This window comes from Bradyrhizobium sp. CIR48 (genome assembly GCF_014198315.1).
Classification (GTDB): domain Bacteria; phylum Pseudomonadota; class Alphaproteobacteria; order Rhizobiales; family Xanthobacteraceae; genus Bradyrhizobium.
Genome location: NZ_JACIHG010000007.1, coordinates 233106 through 248741 on the forward strand (window position 1 = coordinate 233106; position 15636 = coordinate 248741).

The 15636-nt window shown below is 63.5% G+C and carries 21 protein-coding genes and 1 pseudogene; 20 read left to right on the top strand and 2 right to left on the bottom strand.

What is annotated here, in order from left to right:
• Positions 1–43 precede the first annotated feature (43 nt).
• From rplN to GGD66_RS22655, 19 genes are all read left to right on the top strand, one after another.
• The gene (gene rplN, locus GGD66_RS22565) at positions 44–412 is read left to right on the top strand and encodes a 50S ribosomal protein L14 (protein WP_007603030.1); all 369 of its coding nucleotides are present in this window, start codon (positions 44–46) and stop codon (positions 410–412) included.
• The gene (gene rplX, locus GGD66_RS22570) at positions 412–726 is read left to right on the top strand and encodes a 50S ribosomal protein L24 (protein ID WP_007603031.1); all 315 of its coding nucleotides are present in this window, start codon (positions 412–414) and stop codon (positions 724–726) included. Before rplN ends, rplX begins: the two co-directional genes overlap by 1 nt.
• On the top strand, positions 719–1276 hold the full coding sequence (gene rplE / locus GGD66_RS22575; protein WP_018322267.1) for a 50S ribosomal protein L5: 558 nt from the start codon (positions 719–721) through the stop codon (positions 1274–1276). Before rplX ends, rplE begins: the two co-directional genes overlap by 8 nt.
• A 46-nt stretch (positions 1277–1322) precedes the next feature.
• Complete coding sequence (rpsN, locus tag GGD66_RS22580; protein ID WP_018322268.1) at positions 1323–1628, top strand: 30S ribosomal protein S14; 306 nt, start codon at positions 1323–1325, stop codon at positions 1626–1628.
• Between the two features lie 14 nt (positions 1629–1642).
• Positions 1643–2041, top strand: a complete 399-nt coding sequence (gene rpsH / locus GGD66_RS22585; RefSeq protein WP_018322269.1) for a 30S ribosomal protein S8 — start codon at positions 1643–1645, stop codon at positions 2039–2041.
• 16 nt (positions 2042–2057) lie between these two features.
• Positions 2058–2591 (top strand): 50S ribosomal protein L6, encoded by a 534-nt coding sequence (gene rplF / locus GGD66_RS22590; protein WP_018322270.1) that lies wholly within the window; start codon positions 2058–2060, stop codon positions 2589–2591.
• A gap of 11 nt (positions 2592–2602) precedes the next feature.
• Positions 2603–2965: a 50S ribosomal protein L18 gene (gene rplR, locus GGD66_RS22595; RefSeq protein WP_007603036.1), complete on the top strand. Its 363-nt coding sequence runs from the start codon at positions 2603–2605 to the stop codon at positions 2963–2965.
• A 44-nt stretch (positions 2966–3009) separates the two neighbouring features.
• On the top strand, positions 3010–3606 hold the full coding sequence (rpsE, locus tag GGD66_RS22600) for a 30S ribosomal protein S5 (protein WP_018322271.1): 597 nt from the start codon (positions 3010–3012) through the stop codon (positions 3604–3606).
• A 23-nt stretch (positions 3607–3629) separates the two neighbouring features.
• Positions 3630–3824: a 50S ribosomal protein L30 gene (rpmD, locus tag GGD66_RS22605; RefSeq protein WP_018322272.1), complete on the top strand. Its 195-nt coding sequence runs from the start codon at positions 3630–3632 to the stop codon at positions 3822–3824.
• Between the two features lie 15 nt (positions 3825–3839).
• Positions 3840–4325 carry a 50S ribosomal protein L15 gene (gene rplO / locus GGD66_RS22610; protein ID WP_018322273.1) on the top strand — a complete coding sequence of 162 codons (486 nt, stop codon included), beginning with the start codon at positions 3840–3842 and terminating at the stop codon, positions 4323–4325.
• A 150-nt stretch (positions 4326–4475) separates the two neighbouring features.
• Entirely contained in the window at positions 4476–5807 is a 1332-nt protein-coding gene (gene secY / locus GGD66_RS22615) for a preprotein translocase subunit SecY (RefSeq protein WP_018322274.1), read from the top strand.
• Positions 5804–7009, top strand: coding sequence for a preprotein translocase subunit SecY (locus tag GGD66_RS22620; RefSeq protein ID WP_183259041.1), 1206 nt, complete (start codon positions 5804–5806; stop codon positions 7007–7009). The genes secY and GGD66_RS22620 overlap by 4 nt, the downstream gene beginning before the upstream one ends.
• Positions 7006–7908, top strand: coding sequence for an adenylate kinase (locus GGD66_RS22625; protein ID WP_183259042.1), 903 nt, complete (start codon positions 7006–7008; stop codon positions 7906–7908). The genes GGD66_RS22620 and GGD66_RS22625 overlap by 4 nt, the downstream gene beginning before the upstream one ends.
• A 187-nt stretch (positions 7909–8095) precedes the next feature.
• Positions 8096–8464, top strand: a complete 369-nt coding sequence (gene rpsM, locus GGD66_RS22630) for a 30S ribosomal protein S13 (protein WP_008549231.1) — start codon at positions 8096–8098, stop codon at positions 8462–8464.
• Positions 8465–8586: 122 nt separating this feature from the next.
• Complete coding sequence (rpsK, locus tag GGD66_RS22635) at positions 8587–8976, top strand: 30S ribosomal protein S11 (protein ID WP_007603045.1); 390 nt, start codon at positions 8587–8589, stop codon at positions 8974–8976.
• A 112-nt stretch (positions 8977–9088) separates the two neighbouring features.
• Positions 9089–10120, top strand: coding sequence for a DNA-directed RNA polymerase subunit alpha (locus GGD66_RS22640; protein ID WP_008136316.1), 1032 nt, complete (start codon positions 9089–9091; stop codon positions 10118–10120).
• 129 nt (positions 10121–10249) lie between these two features.
• A complete protein-coding gene (gene rplQ / locus GGD66_RS22645; protein ID WP_018322277.1) occupies positions 10250–10666 on the top strand; it encodes a 50S ribosomal protein L17 in 417 nt (138 codons plus the stop codon).
• A gap of 203 nt (positions 10667–10869) precedes the next feature.
• Complete coding sequence (locus tag GGD66_RS22650; RefSeq protein ID WP_183259043.1) at positions 10870–11658, top strand: SDR family NAD(P)-dependent oxidoreductase; 789 nt, start codon at positions 10870–10872, stop codon at positions 11656–11658.
• Between the two features lie 7 nt (positions 11659–11665).
• On the top strand, positions 11666–11962 hold the full coding sequence (locus GGD66_RS22655) for a DUF1330 domain-containing protein (protein ID WP_183259044.1): 297 nt from the start codon (positions 11666–11668) through the stop codon (positions 11960–11962).
• A gap of 138 nt (positions 11963–12100) precedes the next feature.
• On the opposite strand, the pseudogene GGD66_RS22660 reads toward GGD66_RS22655, so the two are convergent.
• Positions 12101–13113 (bottom strand): annotated as a pseudogene (locus GGD66_RS22660) (zinc-binding alcohol dehydrogenase family protein).
• Positions 13114–13248: 135 nt separating this feature from the next.
• Between GGD66_RS22660 and GGD66_RS22665 the strand changes: the two are divergent.
• Positions 13249–13626 (top strand): helix-turn-helix domain-containing protein, encoded by a 378-nt coding sequence (locus GGD66_RS22665; RefSeq protein WP_092260206.1) that lies wholly within the window; start codon positions 13249–13251, stop codon positions 13624–13626.
• A gap of 173 nt (positions 13627–13799) precedes the next feature.
• Here GGD66_RS22665 and GGD66_RS22670 read toward each other — a convergent pair whose 3' ends face one another.
• The gene (locus GGD66_RS22670; protein WP_183259045.1) at positions 13800–15413 is read right to left on the bottom strand and encodes an OprO/OprP family phosphate-selective porin; all 1614 of its coding nucleotides are present in this window, start codon (positions 15411–15413) and stop codon (positions 13800–13802) included.
• Between the last annotated feature and the right edge of the window lie 223 nt (positions 15414–15636).

The following is a 15636-nucleotide window of genomic DNA, read 5'->3' on the forward strand; positions in this document are numbered from 1 at the left end:
CGCCGGCTGGGCTGGCGCAAAGAGAAGAGGACGAGGTGCATCAATGATTCAGATGCAGACCAACCTCGACGTGGCCGACAATTCTGGCGCACGCCGTGTCATGTGTATCAAGGTGCTCGGGGGCTCCAAGCGCCGCTACGCCACGATCGGCGACATCATCGTCGTTTCGATCAAGGAAGCAATTCCGCGTGGCAAGGTGAAGAAGGGCGACGTGATGAAGGCCGTCGTGGTGCGCGTCCGCAAGGACATCCGCCGCGCCGACGGTTCGGTCATCCGCTTCGACCGCAACGCCGCCGTTCTGATCAACAACCAGTCCGAGCCGGTCGGCACCCGTATCTTCGGGCCCGTGCCGCGCGAGCTGCGCGCGAAGAACCACATGAAGATCATCTCGCTCGCGCCGGAGGTGCTGTGATGGCTGCCAAGATCCGCAAGGGCGACAAGGTCGTCGTGCTGACCGGCCGCGACAAGGGCCGTACCGGCGAAGTGTTCGAAGTGCGTCCCGACGCCGGCACGGCGCTGGTGCGCGGCATCAACATGGTCAAGCGTCACCAGAAGCAGACGCAGGCCCAGGAGGGCGGCATCATCTCGAAGGAGTCGCCGATCCAACTGTCCAACATCGCGTATGTCGGCAAGGACGGAAAGCCGACCCGCGTCGGATTCAAGATTCTGGCGGACGGCAAGAAGGTCCGCATCGCCAAGAGCTCGGGAGCTGAGATCGATGGCTGAGGCCGCTTACACGCCGCGCCTGCGCGCGGAATACGATGCGAAGATCCGCACGGCCATGACCGAGAAGTTCGGTTATGAGAACGTCATGCAGGTTCCGCGTCTGGACAAGGTCGTGCTGAACATGGGCGTTGGCGATTCCGTCAACGATCGCAAGAAGGCCGAGACCGCCGCTGCCGAGCTGACCCAGATCGCAGGCCAGAAGGCCATCGTGACCTATTCGCGTATCGCGATCGCGACCTTCAAGCTGCGTGAAAACCAGCCGATCGGCTGCAAGGTCACGCTGCGCAAGGCCCACATGTACGAGTTCATCGATCGCCTGGTGACGGTCGCGCTGCCGCGCGTCCGCGACTTCCGCGGCCTGAACCCGAAGAGCTTCGACGGCCGCGGCAACTACTCGCTCGGCATCAAGGAGCACATCATTTTCCCCGAGATCGACTTCGACAAGGTCACGGAAGCCCGCGGCATGGACATCACCGTCTGCACCACGGCCAAGACCGACGAAGAGGCGAGGGCCTTGTTGACCGCTTTCAATTTCCCGTTCCGGCAGTGAGACGCTGACCTAAAGCCTCTCAAACGCGGATACCCAGGAGCCAAGCATGGCAAAGAAGAGTTCAGTCGAGAAGAACAACCGGCGCAAGCGGATGGTGAAGAACGCCGCCGCCAAGCGCGAGCGGTTGAAGGCGATCATCGCCGACAAGAAGCTGCCGATGGAGGAGCGTTTCGCTGCGACGTTGAAGCTGGCGGAAATGCCGCGCAACTCGTCGGCAACCCGCATCCGCCTGCGTTGCGAGCTGTCGGGTCGCCCGCGCTCGAACTACCGCAAGAACAAGCTGTCCCGTATCGCGCTGCGCGAACTTGGCTCCAAGGGCATGGTCCCGGGCCTCGTGAAGTCCAGCTGGTAAGGAGGGTCGTTTAGATGTCTACGCACGATCCAATCAGCGATCTGATCACCCGTATCCGCAACGCGCAGATGCGCTCCAAGACCAAGGTCTCCACGCCTGGCTCGAAGATGCGCGAGAACGTGCTCGAGGTCCTCAAGTCCGAGGGCTACATCCGCGGTTACGCCACGCTCGAGCATTCCTCGGGCCGCAGCGAGATCGAGATCGAGCTGAAGTATTTCGACGGCGAGCCCGTCATCCGCGAGATCGAACGTGTTTCCAAGCCCGGGCGTCGCGTCTACGCCTCGGTGAAGAACCTGCCGCGGGTCAACAACGGGCTCGGCATTTCGGTGTTGTCGACGCCGAAGGGGATCATGGCCGACCACAGCGCGCGCGACGCGAATGTGGGCGGTGAAGTCCTCTTCACGGTGTTCTGAGAAGGATTTTTGATCCATGTCACGTGTTGGCAAAAGGCCTGTGGCGGTGCCGTCGGGTGTTACCGCGACCGTCGATGGGCAGACCGTCAAGATGAAGGGGCCGAAGGGCCAGCTTCAGTTCGTCGTTCATGACGACGTCGAGGTGAAGCTCGAGAGCGGCCAGATCAAGGTCAAGCCGCGGCTCGAGACCAATCGCGCGCGCGCGCTCTATGGTACCGCTCGCGCCCAGGTCGCGAATCTGGTCGAAGGCGTCACCAAGGGCTTCGAGAAGAAGCTCGAAATCACCGGCGTCGGTTACCGCGCCGCGATGCAGGGCAAGAACCTGCAGCTCGCGCTCGGCTACAGCCACGACGTGATTTACACGATCCCCGAGGGGATCACGATCACCGTGCCGAAGCCGACCGAGATCACGGTGGCGGGCAGCGACATCCAGCGCGTCGGCCAGGTTGCGGCCGAGATCCGCGGTTATCGCCCGCCGGAGCCCTACAAGGGCAAGGGCGTGAAGTATGTTGGCGAATTCATCTTCCGCAAGGAAGGCAAGAAGAAGTAACGGAGCCGGTCATGTCCAAAGCCAAGGTTACCAATGCCCGGCGCAAGCGGAGTGTGCGGCTGAAGCTGCGCCGCTCCGGTGGTGGTCGTCCGCGTCTGTCGGTGTTCCGCTCGTCCAAGCACATCTACGCCCAGGTCATCGACGACCTCAAGGGCGAGACGCTGGCCTCTGCCTCGTCGCTCGAGAAGTCGATGCGCGACGGCGGCAAGACCGGCGCCGACATCGATGCAGCGAAGGCGGTCGGCAAGCTGCTGGCCGAGCGCGCCGCCGAGAAGGGCGTCAAGGAAGTCGTGTTCGATCGCGGCAGCTACCTCTACCACGGGCGCGTCAAGGCTCTTGCCGACGCGGCGCGTGAGAGCGGGCTGAGCTTCTAACAGAATTTGAGGATTGAGGCGCAAGCCTCTGAAGGATTGGAAAAATGGCAGAACGCGAACAACGTGGTGGACGCGATCAACGCGGCGGCGGCGGACGTGAACGCAGGGAGCGCGAGGAGCGCGACAGCGAGTTCGTCGACAAGCTCGTCCACATCAACCGCGTGGCCAAGGTCGTCAAGGGCGGCAAGCGCTTCGGTTTCGCAGCGCTGGTCGTGATCGGCGACCAGAAGGGCCGCGCCGGCTTCGGTCACGGCAAGGCGCGCGAAGTGCCGGAAGCGATCCGCAAGGCCACCGAGTCCGCCAAGCGCAACCTGACCCGCGTCTCGCTGCGCGAGGGCCGCACGCTCCATCACGACATCGCCGGCCGTCATGGCGCGGGCCGCGTCTACCTGCGTGCAGCTCCCGCCGGTACCGGCATCATCGCCGGCGGCCCGATGCGTGCCGTGTTCGAGACGCTCGGCGTCCAGGACGTGGTCGCCAAGTCGATCGGCTCGTCGAACCCCTACAACATGGTTCGCGCGACCTTCGACGCGCTGAAGCATCAGGATTCGCCGCGTTCGGTCGCAGCCCGCCGCAACATCAAGGTGTCCACTCTGCAGTCCCGCCGTATCGGTGGTGATGCCGAGGCGGCCGCCGACTAACGGAAGCTCTGGAGTAGACTCCCATGGCCAAGGCCAGCAAGACGATCAAGCTCGAGCAGACCGGCAGCGCGATCCGCCGCCATCACTCGCAGCGCTCGACGCTGATCGGGCTCAAGCTCAACAAGATCGGTCGCACCAGCGAACTGCAGGACACCCCGGCGGTCCGTGGCATGATCGAGAAGGTTCACCATCTCGTCCGCATCGTCGACGAGAAGTAAATAAGGAGAAGGGCGATGAAGCTCAGCGATATCGCCGACAACGCCGGCTCGCGCAAGAAGCGCATGCGCGTCGGCCGTGGCATCGGTTCGGGCAAGGGCAAGCAGTCCGGCCGCGGCGGCAAGGGTCAGACCGCGCGTTCCGGCGTGCGCATCAAGGGTTTCGAAGGCGGCCAGATGCCGATGCATCGCCGTCTGCCCAAGCGCGGCTTCAACAACATCTTCCGTGTCGAGTTCGCCGAGATCAATCTCGACCGGCTCCAGGAAGCGGTCGACGCCAAGAAGATCGACGCCGGCAGCGTCGTGAACGTCGAGGCCCTGGTGAAGGGCGGCGTGCTGCGCCGCGCCAAGGCCGGCCTGCGGCTGCTCGGCCGTGGCGAGCTCAAGTCCAAGCTCAACATCGAAGTCCACGGCGCCACCAAGACCGCGATCGCCGCGGTCGAGAAGGCCGGCGGCTCGGTGAAGATCCTCGCCCCTGCCAAGGAAGAAGGCGAGGCGGCGTAACAACTGCGTCATTGGCCCGCGGCTAGCGGGCCTTTACGCGTGCGGGACGTGGACTTATCGAAGCCGAGCCCCAGATAATGTCCGGTGTCCGGTATAATGTAGCCCGGCCGCGGGCATGATGGCGCAATAGGCGGCGGGAGAAAGTCCAAGATGGCCTCTGCAGCGGAACAACTGGCAGCCAATCTCAATTTCGGTGCGTTTGCCAAGGCTGACGAACTGAAGAAGCGCATCTGGTTCACCCTGGGTGCGCTGCTCGTTTATCGGCTCGGGACCTACATCCCGCTCCCCGGCATCGATCCCAATATCTGGGAGCAGGTGTTCCGCTCCCAGGCGGGCGGCATCCTCGGCATGTTCAACATGTTCGCCGGCGGCGGCATCCACCGCATGGCGATCTTTGCGCTGAACATCATGCCGTATATCTCGGCCTCGATCATCATCCAGCTCCTCACCACCGTCTCGCCGCAACTCGAGGCGCTGAAGAAGGAAGGTGAGTCCGGCCGCAAGCTGCTGAACCAGTACACTCGCTATCTCACGGTGATCCTGGCCGCGTTCCAGTCCTACGGCATCGCGGTAGGCCTCGAGGGCGCCGGCAACGTCGTCAGCGACCCCGGCCTGTTCTTCCGCCTGTCCACCGCGATCACGCTGACCGGCGGCACCATGTTCCTGATGTGGCTGGGCGAGCAGATCACCTCGCGCGGCATCGGCAACGGCATCTCGCTGATCATTCTCGCCGGCATCGTCGCCGAGCTGCCCGCCGCGCTCGCCAACATGCTCGAGCTCGGCCGTCAGGGCGCGATGTCGACCGGCCTGATCCTGGTCGTCATCATCATGGCGGTCGCCGTGATTGCCTTCATCGTGTTCATGGAGCGCGCGCAGCGCCGTCTCCTGATCCAGTATCCGAAGCGCCAGGTCGGGAACAAGATGTTCGAGGGCCAGTCCTCGCATCTGCCGCTCAAGCTCAACACCTCCGGCGTGATCCCGCCGATCTTCGCGTCCTCGCTGCTGCTGCTGCCGACGACGGTTGCGAACTTCAACGCGGGCAGCGGGCCGGAATGGTTCCAGTGGATCACGACCCAGCTCGGCCACGGCCGTCCGCTGTTCCTGATCATGTATCTGGCGCTGATCGTGTTCTTCGCCTTCTTCTACACCGCGATCGTGTTCAACCCGACCGAGACCGCGGACAATCTGAAGAAGCACGGCGGTTTCATTCCGGGCATCCGTCCCGGCGAGCGCACTGCGGAATATATCGACTACGTGCTCTCGCGTATCACCGTGCTTGGTGCGATTTATCTCGCGATCGTCTGCTTGATCCCGGAGATCCTGATCTCCTACGCCTCGGTACCGTTCTACTTCGGCGGTACCTCACTGCTGATCGTGGTCAGCGTCACCATGGATACGGTGGCACAGGTGCAGGGCTATCTGCTGGCGCACCAGTATGAAGGCCTGATCCGCAAGTCGAAGCTGCGCGGCCGCCGTAGATGAGCAGGGAGCTCGCGCGCCGAATCGCTTTCACGATCGGCGCGCTGCTCCTCTTCAGGCTCGGCACCCAGATTCCGGTCGCGGGTGTCGCGGTGCATGGCGGGTTCGCGCCAAACAAGATCGCCCCGCTTTCGATCTTCTCGCTGTCCCTGTTTCCTTATCTGACTGCCGCAATTCTTGTTCAGCTCGTCGCTGTGGTGTGGCGAAGGATGAGGGCGCTCGAACGATCGGGCGAGGCCGGTCGGCGCAAGCTGGCGCGTATCACCCTGATCCTGACGCTGCTCCTTGCTACGTTTCAGGCCTTTGGCATCGCCTCGACCATGCGGCAAATGCCGGGACTTGTCGTCCATCCCGGCGACTGGTTCGTCTTGAGCGCCACGGTCTCGCTCGTCGGCGGCGTGTTCGTTCTGATCTGGCTCAGTGAGCAGATCACGCGTCGCGGAATCGGCAATGGCCTCGCGCTCGTCCTAACCGTCAGCATCGTGGCTTCGCTGCCGTCCGATGTTGCGACCCTCCTCACCCAGCTGCGACGAGGAGCGATCTCCGGCAATGTTCTGGCGAGCAACGCGGTCTTCCTGATCGTGGTGGTCGCGCTGATCGTCTTCGTCGAGCGCGCGCGGCGTAACGTTCCGGTGCAGTTTGCCGCGCGCCGCGTCGGGGAGCGCTCGCTGCCTTCGCGTTCGGCGGTGCTGCCGCTCAAGATCAACAGCGCCGGTTACCTGTTGCCCGCGACCGTCGCGCCCTGGGCGATCTCGCTGCCAGTGATTTTTGCCGGCTTCATCTTCGGTGCCGATGACGGATCCTGGGTCGAAACCATCAGCGCGCATCTTCAGTTCGGCGAGAAGGCTCACATCGTTTTCGGATCGATCGCGGTATTCGCGCTCGCCTTCGTCTACACGGCCTTTGTCATCGATCCCGATCATGCCGCCGAATCGCTTGCCCGGCAGGGCGGCGTGATTCCCGGCGTCACGCCGGGCGAGGCAACAGCTAGCTATCTCGACCGCGTGGTGTCGCTGACCACCGTGATCGGCGCCAGCTACCTGACTGCGCTTTCGTTGATTCCCGAGGTGTTCTTGGCCTACGGGAATGCGCTAGTTTATAAAATGGGTGGTGGTGCGGCGCTGATTGTGGTTTGCACTATTCTCGATCTTCAAACACAGGTGCGCGAGGTATCGCTCACCAATCCGGGGGGCGTACGCCGATGAGAATTATACTTCTGGGACCGCCGGGGTCGGGCAAGGGGACCCAGGCGCAGCTCTTGGTGCAGCGTTATGGCATCGTCCAGCTCTCGACCGGCGAGATGCTGCGTGCCGCGGTTGCGGCCGGTACGCCAGTCGGGCTGAAGGCCAAGGAGATCATGGCCAGCGGTGGTCTCGTACCCGACGAGGTCGTGGTCGGAATCATCTCCGATCGGATCGACCAGCCGGACGCCAAGAGCGGTTTCATCCTCGACGGTTTCCCGCGCACCGTGCCGCAGGCCGAGGCGCTGGACGAGCTGCTCAAGCACAAGCATCTCAAGCTCGACGCCGTGATCGAGCTTCGCGTCAACGAGAGCGCGTTGCTGAATCGTGTCGAGACCCGCGTCGCCCAGATGCGTGAGCGCGGGGAGGAGGTCCGACTCGACGACACCCCGGAGGTCCTGACCAAGCGGTTAGCCAGCTACCGCAACCAGACGGAACCGCTGATTCACTACTATTCCGAGCGGCGGAAGCTTTCGACCATCGACGGTATGATGGCCATCGACGAGGTCACCCGCGCCATCCATCGCCAGCTCTTGGCGCTGGGGGCGGTCGAGCCCAAGACCCACGCCAAAAGCGCAGCCAAGGCGGGCCCGGCCAAGAAGGCCAAGGCGAGCAAGACGGCCAGGAAAACAGCCCAAAAACCGGCCAAAACGACCAAAAAACCCGTCAAATCGGCCAAAAAGGCCGCCAAGACGGCGGTGAGGGGTCCCAAGAAGACGGCCAAGAAAGCCGGCAAGAAGGCCGCCGGGAAGACCGTCAAGAAAGCGGCGAAAAAGGCAGCCCAAAAGACCGCCAAGAAGGCTGTCAAGAAGGGTGCCAGAAAGGCCGCAAAAAAGGTCACGAAAAAGCGAGCTAAGCGCTAGCGGCGGTTGACGAAAGCCCCTGGAATCCCCTAATAAGCCCCGCATCCAAGTCGGATAGTTTCAAACGATGCCGGGCCCCAGGAAGACTAGGGGTGGGCGTCGTGTTCGCGTTTGTGAACACCTGCCCGAGAAACCAAGCACTTAAAGACCGATTCCTGACGAGGGATCGGCAACAGGAGAGAAGGCCGTGGCCCGTATTGCCGGCGTGAACATCCCGACCAACAAGCGCGTGCTGATCGCGCTCCAGTACATCCATGGCATCGGCCAGAAGATCGCCGGTGAGATCCTGGAGAAGGTGAAGATCCCCGTGGATCGTCGCGTCAATCAGCTGAGCGACGCCGAAGTGCTCCAGATCCGCGAAGTGATCGACCGCGACTATCTCGTCGAGGGCGACCTGCGTCGTGAGGTCGGCATCAACATCAAGCGTCTGATGGACCTCGGCTGCTATCGCGGCCTGCGTCATCGTCGCGGCCTGCCGGTGCGCGGCCAGCGCACCCACACCAATGCGCGCACGCGCAAGGGTCCGGCCAAGGCCATCGCCGGCAAGAAGAAGTAAGTTTTCGAATCCAATCGCGGCGTGTGGCGAACAGGGATGACCCGTTCGCCACGCGCCTTTCGTTCCACAGGTGTAGCCGCTGGCATTACGGCGGCGTTTGAGATCTTCAGGAAAGGTACTCTATGGGCAAGGAAGCCACCCGCGTTCGTCGTCGTGAGCGCAAGAACATCGCCTCCGGCGTCGCGCACGTGAACTCGTCGTTCAACAACACGACCATCACCATCACCGACGCGCAGGGCAACACGATTGCCTGGTCTTCCGCCGGCACGATGGGCTTCAAGGGCTCGCGCAAGTCGACCCCGTACGCCGCGCAGGTTGCCGCCGAGGACGTGTCCAAGAAGGCGCAGGAGCACGGCATGCGCACGCTGGAAGTCGAAGTCGCAGGTCCCGGTTCGGGCCGCGAGTCGGCACTCCGCGCGCTTCAGGCCGCAGGCTTTACCGTCACCTCGATCCGCGACGTGACCACGATCCCGCATAACGGTTGCCGTCCCCGCAAGCGTCGGCGCGTTTGATCCCGAGTTGCGGGCGCATTGGCGCCCGCAATGACTTTTTTAAGAAGCCGCGGGAATGATCCGCGGCCTTTCTCCAACGCCAGTATTTGAGTTCTCAAATTGACTGGCCTGTATGGGTGAAACAGTGACGATCCAGAAAAATTGGCAAGAACTGATTCGACCGAACAAGCTCCAGGTCACGCCCGGCAGCGATTCGAACCGTTTCGCGACCATCGTCGCCGAGCCGCTCGAGCGCGGCTTCGGCCAGACGCTCGGCAACGCGCTGCGTCGCATCCTGCTCTCCTCGCTCCAGGGCGCGGCGGTGCAGTCGGTGCACATCGACGGCGTGCTGCACGAGTTCTCCTCGATCGCTGGCGTTCGTGAGGACGTCACCGACATCGTGCTCAACATCAAGGACATATCGATCAAGATGCAGGGCGAAGGCCCCAAGCGCATGGTCGTGAAGAAGCAGGGCCCGGGCGTCGTCACCGCCGGCGACATCCAGACCGTCGGCGACGTCGTGGTGCTGAACCCGGATCTGCAGATCTGCACGCTCGACGAGGGCGCCGAGATCCGCATGGAGTTCACGGTCGCCACCGGCAAGGGCTACGTGCCCGCCGAGCGCAACCGCCCCGAGGACGCGCCGATCGGCCTGATCCCGGTCGACAGCCTGTACTCGCCGGTCCGCAAGGTCTCCTACAAGGTCGAGAACACCCGTGAGGGCCAGATCCTCGACTACGACAAGCTGACCATGACGATCGAGACCAACGGCGCGATCTCGCCGGATGACTCCGTGGCTTACGCCGCGCGCATCCTGCAGGATCAGCTCAACGTGTTCGTCAACTTCGAAGAGCCGCGCAAGGAAGTCGCCCAGGAGATCATCCCGGACCTCGCCTTCAACCCGGCCTTCCTCAAGAAGGTGGACGAGCTCGAGCTGTCGGTGCGTTCGGCCAACTGCTTGAAGAACGACAACATCGTCTACATCGGCGACCTCGTGCAGAAGAGCGAGGCGGAAATGCTCCGCACTCCGAACTTCGGCCGCAAGTCGCTGAACGAGATCAAGGAAGTGCTGGCCCAGATGGGTCTGCATCTCGGCATGGAAGTGCCGGGCTGGCCGCCGGAGAACATCGACGAGCTCGCCAAGCGCTTCGAGGATCACTACTGAGCGAGTTGGGAGTGGCGAATAGCGAATACTCGCCATTCGCTATTCGCGACCTAGGGCGAACGCAGGCAGCCCACCTGAGCAACATGTCCGACGAACCGTCGCGGCAGTTTTTACGTAAGGAATAGTCAAATGCGTCACGGCAAGGTTCATCGGAAGCTCAATCGCACTGCCGAGCATCGCCGCGCGATGTTCGCCAACATGTGCGCCGCGCTGATCAAGCACGAGCAGATCGTCACCACGCTGCCGAAGGCGAAGGAATTGCGTCCGATCGTCGAGAAGCTCGTCACCCTCGGCAAGAAGGGCGGGCTGGCCATGCGCCGCCAGGCGATCTCCGAGATGCGCGACAAGGACCAGGTCAAGAAGCTGTTCGACGTGCTGGCGCCTCGCTACAAGGACCGCCAGGGCGGCTACACCCGCATCATCAAGGCCGGCTTCCGCTACGGCGACAATGCCGCGATGGCCGTGATCGAGTTCGTCGATCGCGACGTCGATGCCAAGGGCCAGGATTCCGGTCCGGTGCAGGAAAAGGAAGCCGAGGCGGCGTAAGCCGACCGGTATTGAATTCAGAGAGCGGCGCCTTCGGGCGCCGCTTTTTTGTTGGCCGTCGCCGATACCTTATCTGTGCTCGTCTCGTAGTCCCGGGTTTCGCCGTGGCGACGAGCCCGTGTCCTTCTCACGCGTGAGTGAGCGCCAATTGCGGTCTCATGTCGAGCGCCCGATATCTCCACCGACATCGATGGAGATGAGACATGAAGATCGACCTTTCTGGAAAGACCGCCCTCGTGACCGGCTCGACCGCCGGCATCGGCCACGCCATCGCCAGAGGCCTCGCTGCCTCAGGTGCCAGCGTCGTGATCAACGGGCGCGGCCAGGACAAGGTCGATGCCGCCGTGCGCAAGCTGGAAGGGACGGGCGCGAAGGTGCGCGGTATCGCCGCCGACGTCTCGACCGCAGCGGGCTGCAAGGCGCTCGTTGCGGCGCTGCCCGAGGTCGACATCCTCATCAACAATGCCGGCATCTTCGAGCCCAAGGATTTCTTCGAGATTCCGGACGAGGACTGGAGTCGTTTCTTCGAGGTCAATGTCATGAGCGGCGTGCGGCTGTCGCGAGCCTACCTGAAGGGCATGCTCAAGCGCAATTGGGGCCGCATCGTCTTCATCTCATCGGAGTCCGGGCTCAACATTCCCGTCGAGATGATCCACTACGGCATGACCAAGACGGCCCAGCTCTCGGTCGCGCGCGGTCTGGCGCAGCTCACCCGCGGCACCGGCGTCACCATCAATTCCGTGCTGCCGGGCCCGACCATGTCGGAGGGCGTCGAGACCTTTGTGAAGGATCTCGCCAAGCAGAATGGCCAGTCGGTCGACGAGGCTGCAGCCAATTTCGTCAAGCAGCATCGCCCGAGCTCGCTGCTGCAACGCTTCGCCAGCGTCGACGAGATCGCCAACATGGTGGTCTATGCCGCGTCGAAGGAGGCGTCGGCGACCAACGGTGCGGCGCTGCGGGCCGAGGGCGGCATCGTCAACACCATCGCCTGAGCCGCGCATGACAGCCTATGTGATTTCCGAAGTCGAGATGCGCGATCCCGAGGGGTTCGAAGCCTATCGTGTGCTCGCCGCAGAGACGATCGCGCAGTATGGCGGGCGTTATCTCGTCCGCGGCGGCAAGGCCGAGCTTGCCGAAGGCAACCTTCCAGCCAAGGCCATCGTCATCGTCGAATTCGCGTCGATGGCGCGGCTGAAGGAATGGTACGCCTCGCCGGAATATGCCGAGGCGCTGAAGCTGCGGCAGACGGCGCTGGAGCGGCGGCTGCTGTTCGTCGAGGGCGCGGCGGAAGCGTAGGAGCGGTAGGGTGGGCAAAGCGACTTGTCCGCCGTAGCTCGAAGAGCGAAGGCGGAAGCGTGCCCACCACTCCTGTCCTCGTTGAGCGTTGGTGGGCACGGCGCAAGTGCGCCTTTGCCCACCCTACGAGGCCTTCGCCTACCATCCCTCCAGCACGATCTTGCCGCGCGACTTGCCGCTCTCAAGCAGCGCATGCGCGCGCTTGAGGTTGGCGGCGTTGATCGTGCCAAAAGTCTGGTCGAGCGTGGTGCGTAGCACGCCTTTGTCGACGAGGTCGGCGACGTCGTTCAGCAAATGATGCTGCGCGATCATGTCTGATGTCTGGAACGAGGAGCGCGTGAACATCGATTCCCAGTGCACCGAGATCGCTTTGCCCTTGAACGTGCTCATGGTGAATTCAGGGGGGTCGTCGATCAGGCCGAACCGGCCCTGCGGCGCCATGAACTCGACGATCGCCTTGTAATGCTGATCGGTGAAGGTGAGGCTCGCCACCAGCGCGACCGGCGGCAGCTTCAATTTTTCGATCTGCTCCTTCATCGGCTTGCCGTGGTCGATCACCGCATGCGCGCCGAGATCGAGGCACCATTTCTGCGAGTCCGGCCGCGTCGCGGTGGCGAGCACCGTGAGGCCGGTGAGGCGGCGCGCGAGCTGGATCAGGATCGAGCCGACGGCGCCGCCCCGCCCGTGATCAGCAGCGTGCGCGGATCGACGCTCTTGCCGGGCACCGCGCCGAGCCGATCGAACAGCAATTCCCAGGCGGTGATGGAGGTGAGGGGAAGGGCAGCGGCTTGCGCGAACGACAGGCTCTTCGGCTTGTTGCCGACGATGCGCTCGTCGGCCAGGTGGAATTCGGAATTGGTGCCCTGGCGCAGGATCGAGCCGGCGTAAAACACCTCGTCGCCCGGCTTGAACAGCGTGACTTCAGGCCCGACGGCGTCGACCACGCCTGCCGCGTCGTAGCCCAGGATCTTGGTCTCGCCCTCGGGCGGCGCTGCGCGCTTGCGTACCTTGTAATCGACCGGATTGGCCGAGATCGCCTTCACCGCGACGCGGATGTCGCGCCCTTTGGGCTCGGGTTTTGCGGTCTCGAAATCGATCAGCGCATCCTGATCCTCGATCGGGAGCGATTTCTTGTAGCCGACGGCCTTCATGGCTTGTCTCCATCAGATGGGGCGCAGCTTGGCATGGGCGCGCCTGACCTGCTAACTGTCGCGCTGGCTCCAATTTGGCAAGTACTGTAAATTCGGGGATATAGTCCCTGTTTGGATACTATTGGGAAAATACGCATGAAACGGCGCGATTTTGCCCGTCGCCCGGGCTGCTCGGTCGAGGCGACGCTGGATCTGATCGACGGCAAGTGGAAGGGCGTGATCCTCTACCATCTGCAGAGCGGCACCCAGCGTTTCGGCGAACTGCGCCGCCGGATGCCCGGCATCACCCAGCGCATGCTGACAAAGCAGCTGCGCGCGCTGGAGGAGGACAAGCTTGTCATCCGCAAGGTCTATGCCGAGGTGCCGCCGCGCGTCGAATATTGCCTCTCCGAGCTCGGCGAGAGCCTCAAACCGGTGATCGACATCCTGAAGGCCTGGGGCGAGAGCCACCAGCAGCGCCTGTCCTGCGCACCGGCGCCGACGGTCGTGAAGAAGCCGAAGCGCGCGGCGTGAGTTGGTCGTAAAGCTGGCGCCTCACTCTCGGTGTCATCCCCGCGAACGCGGGGATCCATAACCCCAGGAAGAAGTTGTAGCGCGAGCGGCCAACTCTGAGACTTCGCCAAACTACTCCCTGTGGTTATGGGTCCCGGGTTCGCGCTTGCGCGCGCCCCGGGACGACAGCGAGTTTAGAACGCGAACTGCGTGCGCATCGCGACCGCATCGAACTTCGAGCCGACATCTGCGGTTGAGATCGGCGAGGCTTGCCTCGACACCGTGCCGTGCAGATAGTCGAGCATGAAGCGGACGTTGCCGTTGACGTACCAGTTGAGCGCCAGCGTATAGACGGTCTGCCGTCCGCCGGCGATGCCGGTCGCCGTGCCCAACTGATTGTTGAGGTCGATCGTCGAGAAGCGCCCCGCGATCTCCCACGCACCCCAGCCGCCGCCGTCGAGCGAGAACGGATGCGCCGGCTTGACGCCGCTATAGGACGCGTTCGCCGCGTTGTAGCTGCGGCCTTCCCCCGTCAACACGTAGCCGGCCTGCGCGTAGCCGCCCTGGAATTTCAGGCTGGGTGCGCCGACCAGCGGCACGCCGGTGTTGGCGGTCCGGTCGACATTGTACCAGAAGTACTCGCCTTGAACGATGAGCGGGCCGTAGGTCGCCGCGGCTTCGATGCTGTAGACCTGCGCACCCGAGGCATTGGCGATCGCGCCGGTCGAGATCAGCGTGGTGGGGTCGAGACGCAATTCCGGACGATCGCTGAGCGTGACGGTCTGCGTATTGGCAATGAGATTGCGCGGCGGCTGGATCAGCCACTGGGCGTCGGCGCCGATATGCACCGAATAGTCCTTGCCGCTGATCGGGTTGCCGGCAATGCGCGCCACAGCGCCGTATTGCTCGCTCGTGCCTGCCGGTGCCGCGCTGGAAGCCGAGTGGATCGCGCCGGTCGATGGCCCCGTGACGTAGCCGCCGATCCAGAGCTGGTCGTTGTACCACCGCGTACCGGCCGCGGAGCGGAAGTCGCCGGCGGCGATATTGGTCGCGATGATGCCGGCCGAGGCGCGCTCCATGAACATGATGTCGTTGGAGCTCGTGGCCTCATCGAGCGTGTAGGGCAGGTCCATGATGCCGGCTTCGATCGCCATCTTGCCGCCGAATGGCTTCAAGCCGGTGTAGCTGAGATAGGCGTTCTCGACGCCGGAGAGGCCGCCGCCCGGCAGTGATCCAGGGGCCGTGCCGCCAAAACCGTCGGACGAGCCGCCGAAATCGTAGACCAGCGCGAAGTTCCAGTCGTTGAAGAATTTGCCGGTGACGCCGATGCGCGCGCGGCGGACGTTCTGGCCGCTGTCGAGCTTCTGCGGCACGGTCGCTGCCGTGTTGGGACGATAGTCATAGCCGCCGACATCCCAGTGCAGGCGGCTGGTGATGGCGACGCAATTGGCCTGGTCCGCGGTGCAGATGGTCGGCCGGTTGTTCGGCATGGTCACGACGACGCCGGATGCCGGTGCCGGGCCCTTGACCGGGATCGCCGCGTTCGCGTTGGCCACGGCGACCTTCGCCTCCGACCGCGCTTCGGCCTTGGCCTCTGCCTTTGCTTCGGCTTTGGCTTTTGCCGCGGCCGCCGTGTTCGCCGCGGTCTGGCTCTGGAGCTTGTCGAGCTTCTGCTCCAGCATCTTCAGCTGCTGCTTGAGCAGCGCGATCTCCTGCTCGCTGCTGCTTGCTGATTGGGCCTGGGCCTGCGAGGCCGCCAACGCTCCGGCGAGGCCAATCGCCGTGGCTGCAATCCTTGTCCTGCTCACGTCATGACTCCATGGTTTGACCAATTCCCCAAGTCGTAGGCGGTGAGGCTAGGAACGATTGATGACTGCCCCGCGACGACGCGCATCGGTTGCCTGGTTCCCGGTGATGTAAATTCGCCGCAACCGAATCCACCGCGAGCAAGGATGCAAGATGATGCGTGTCATGCCAATCCACGAGGCAAGACAAATCGCCGTTCCGCACGCTTGGCTTGCAGGCCGTAGA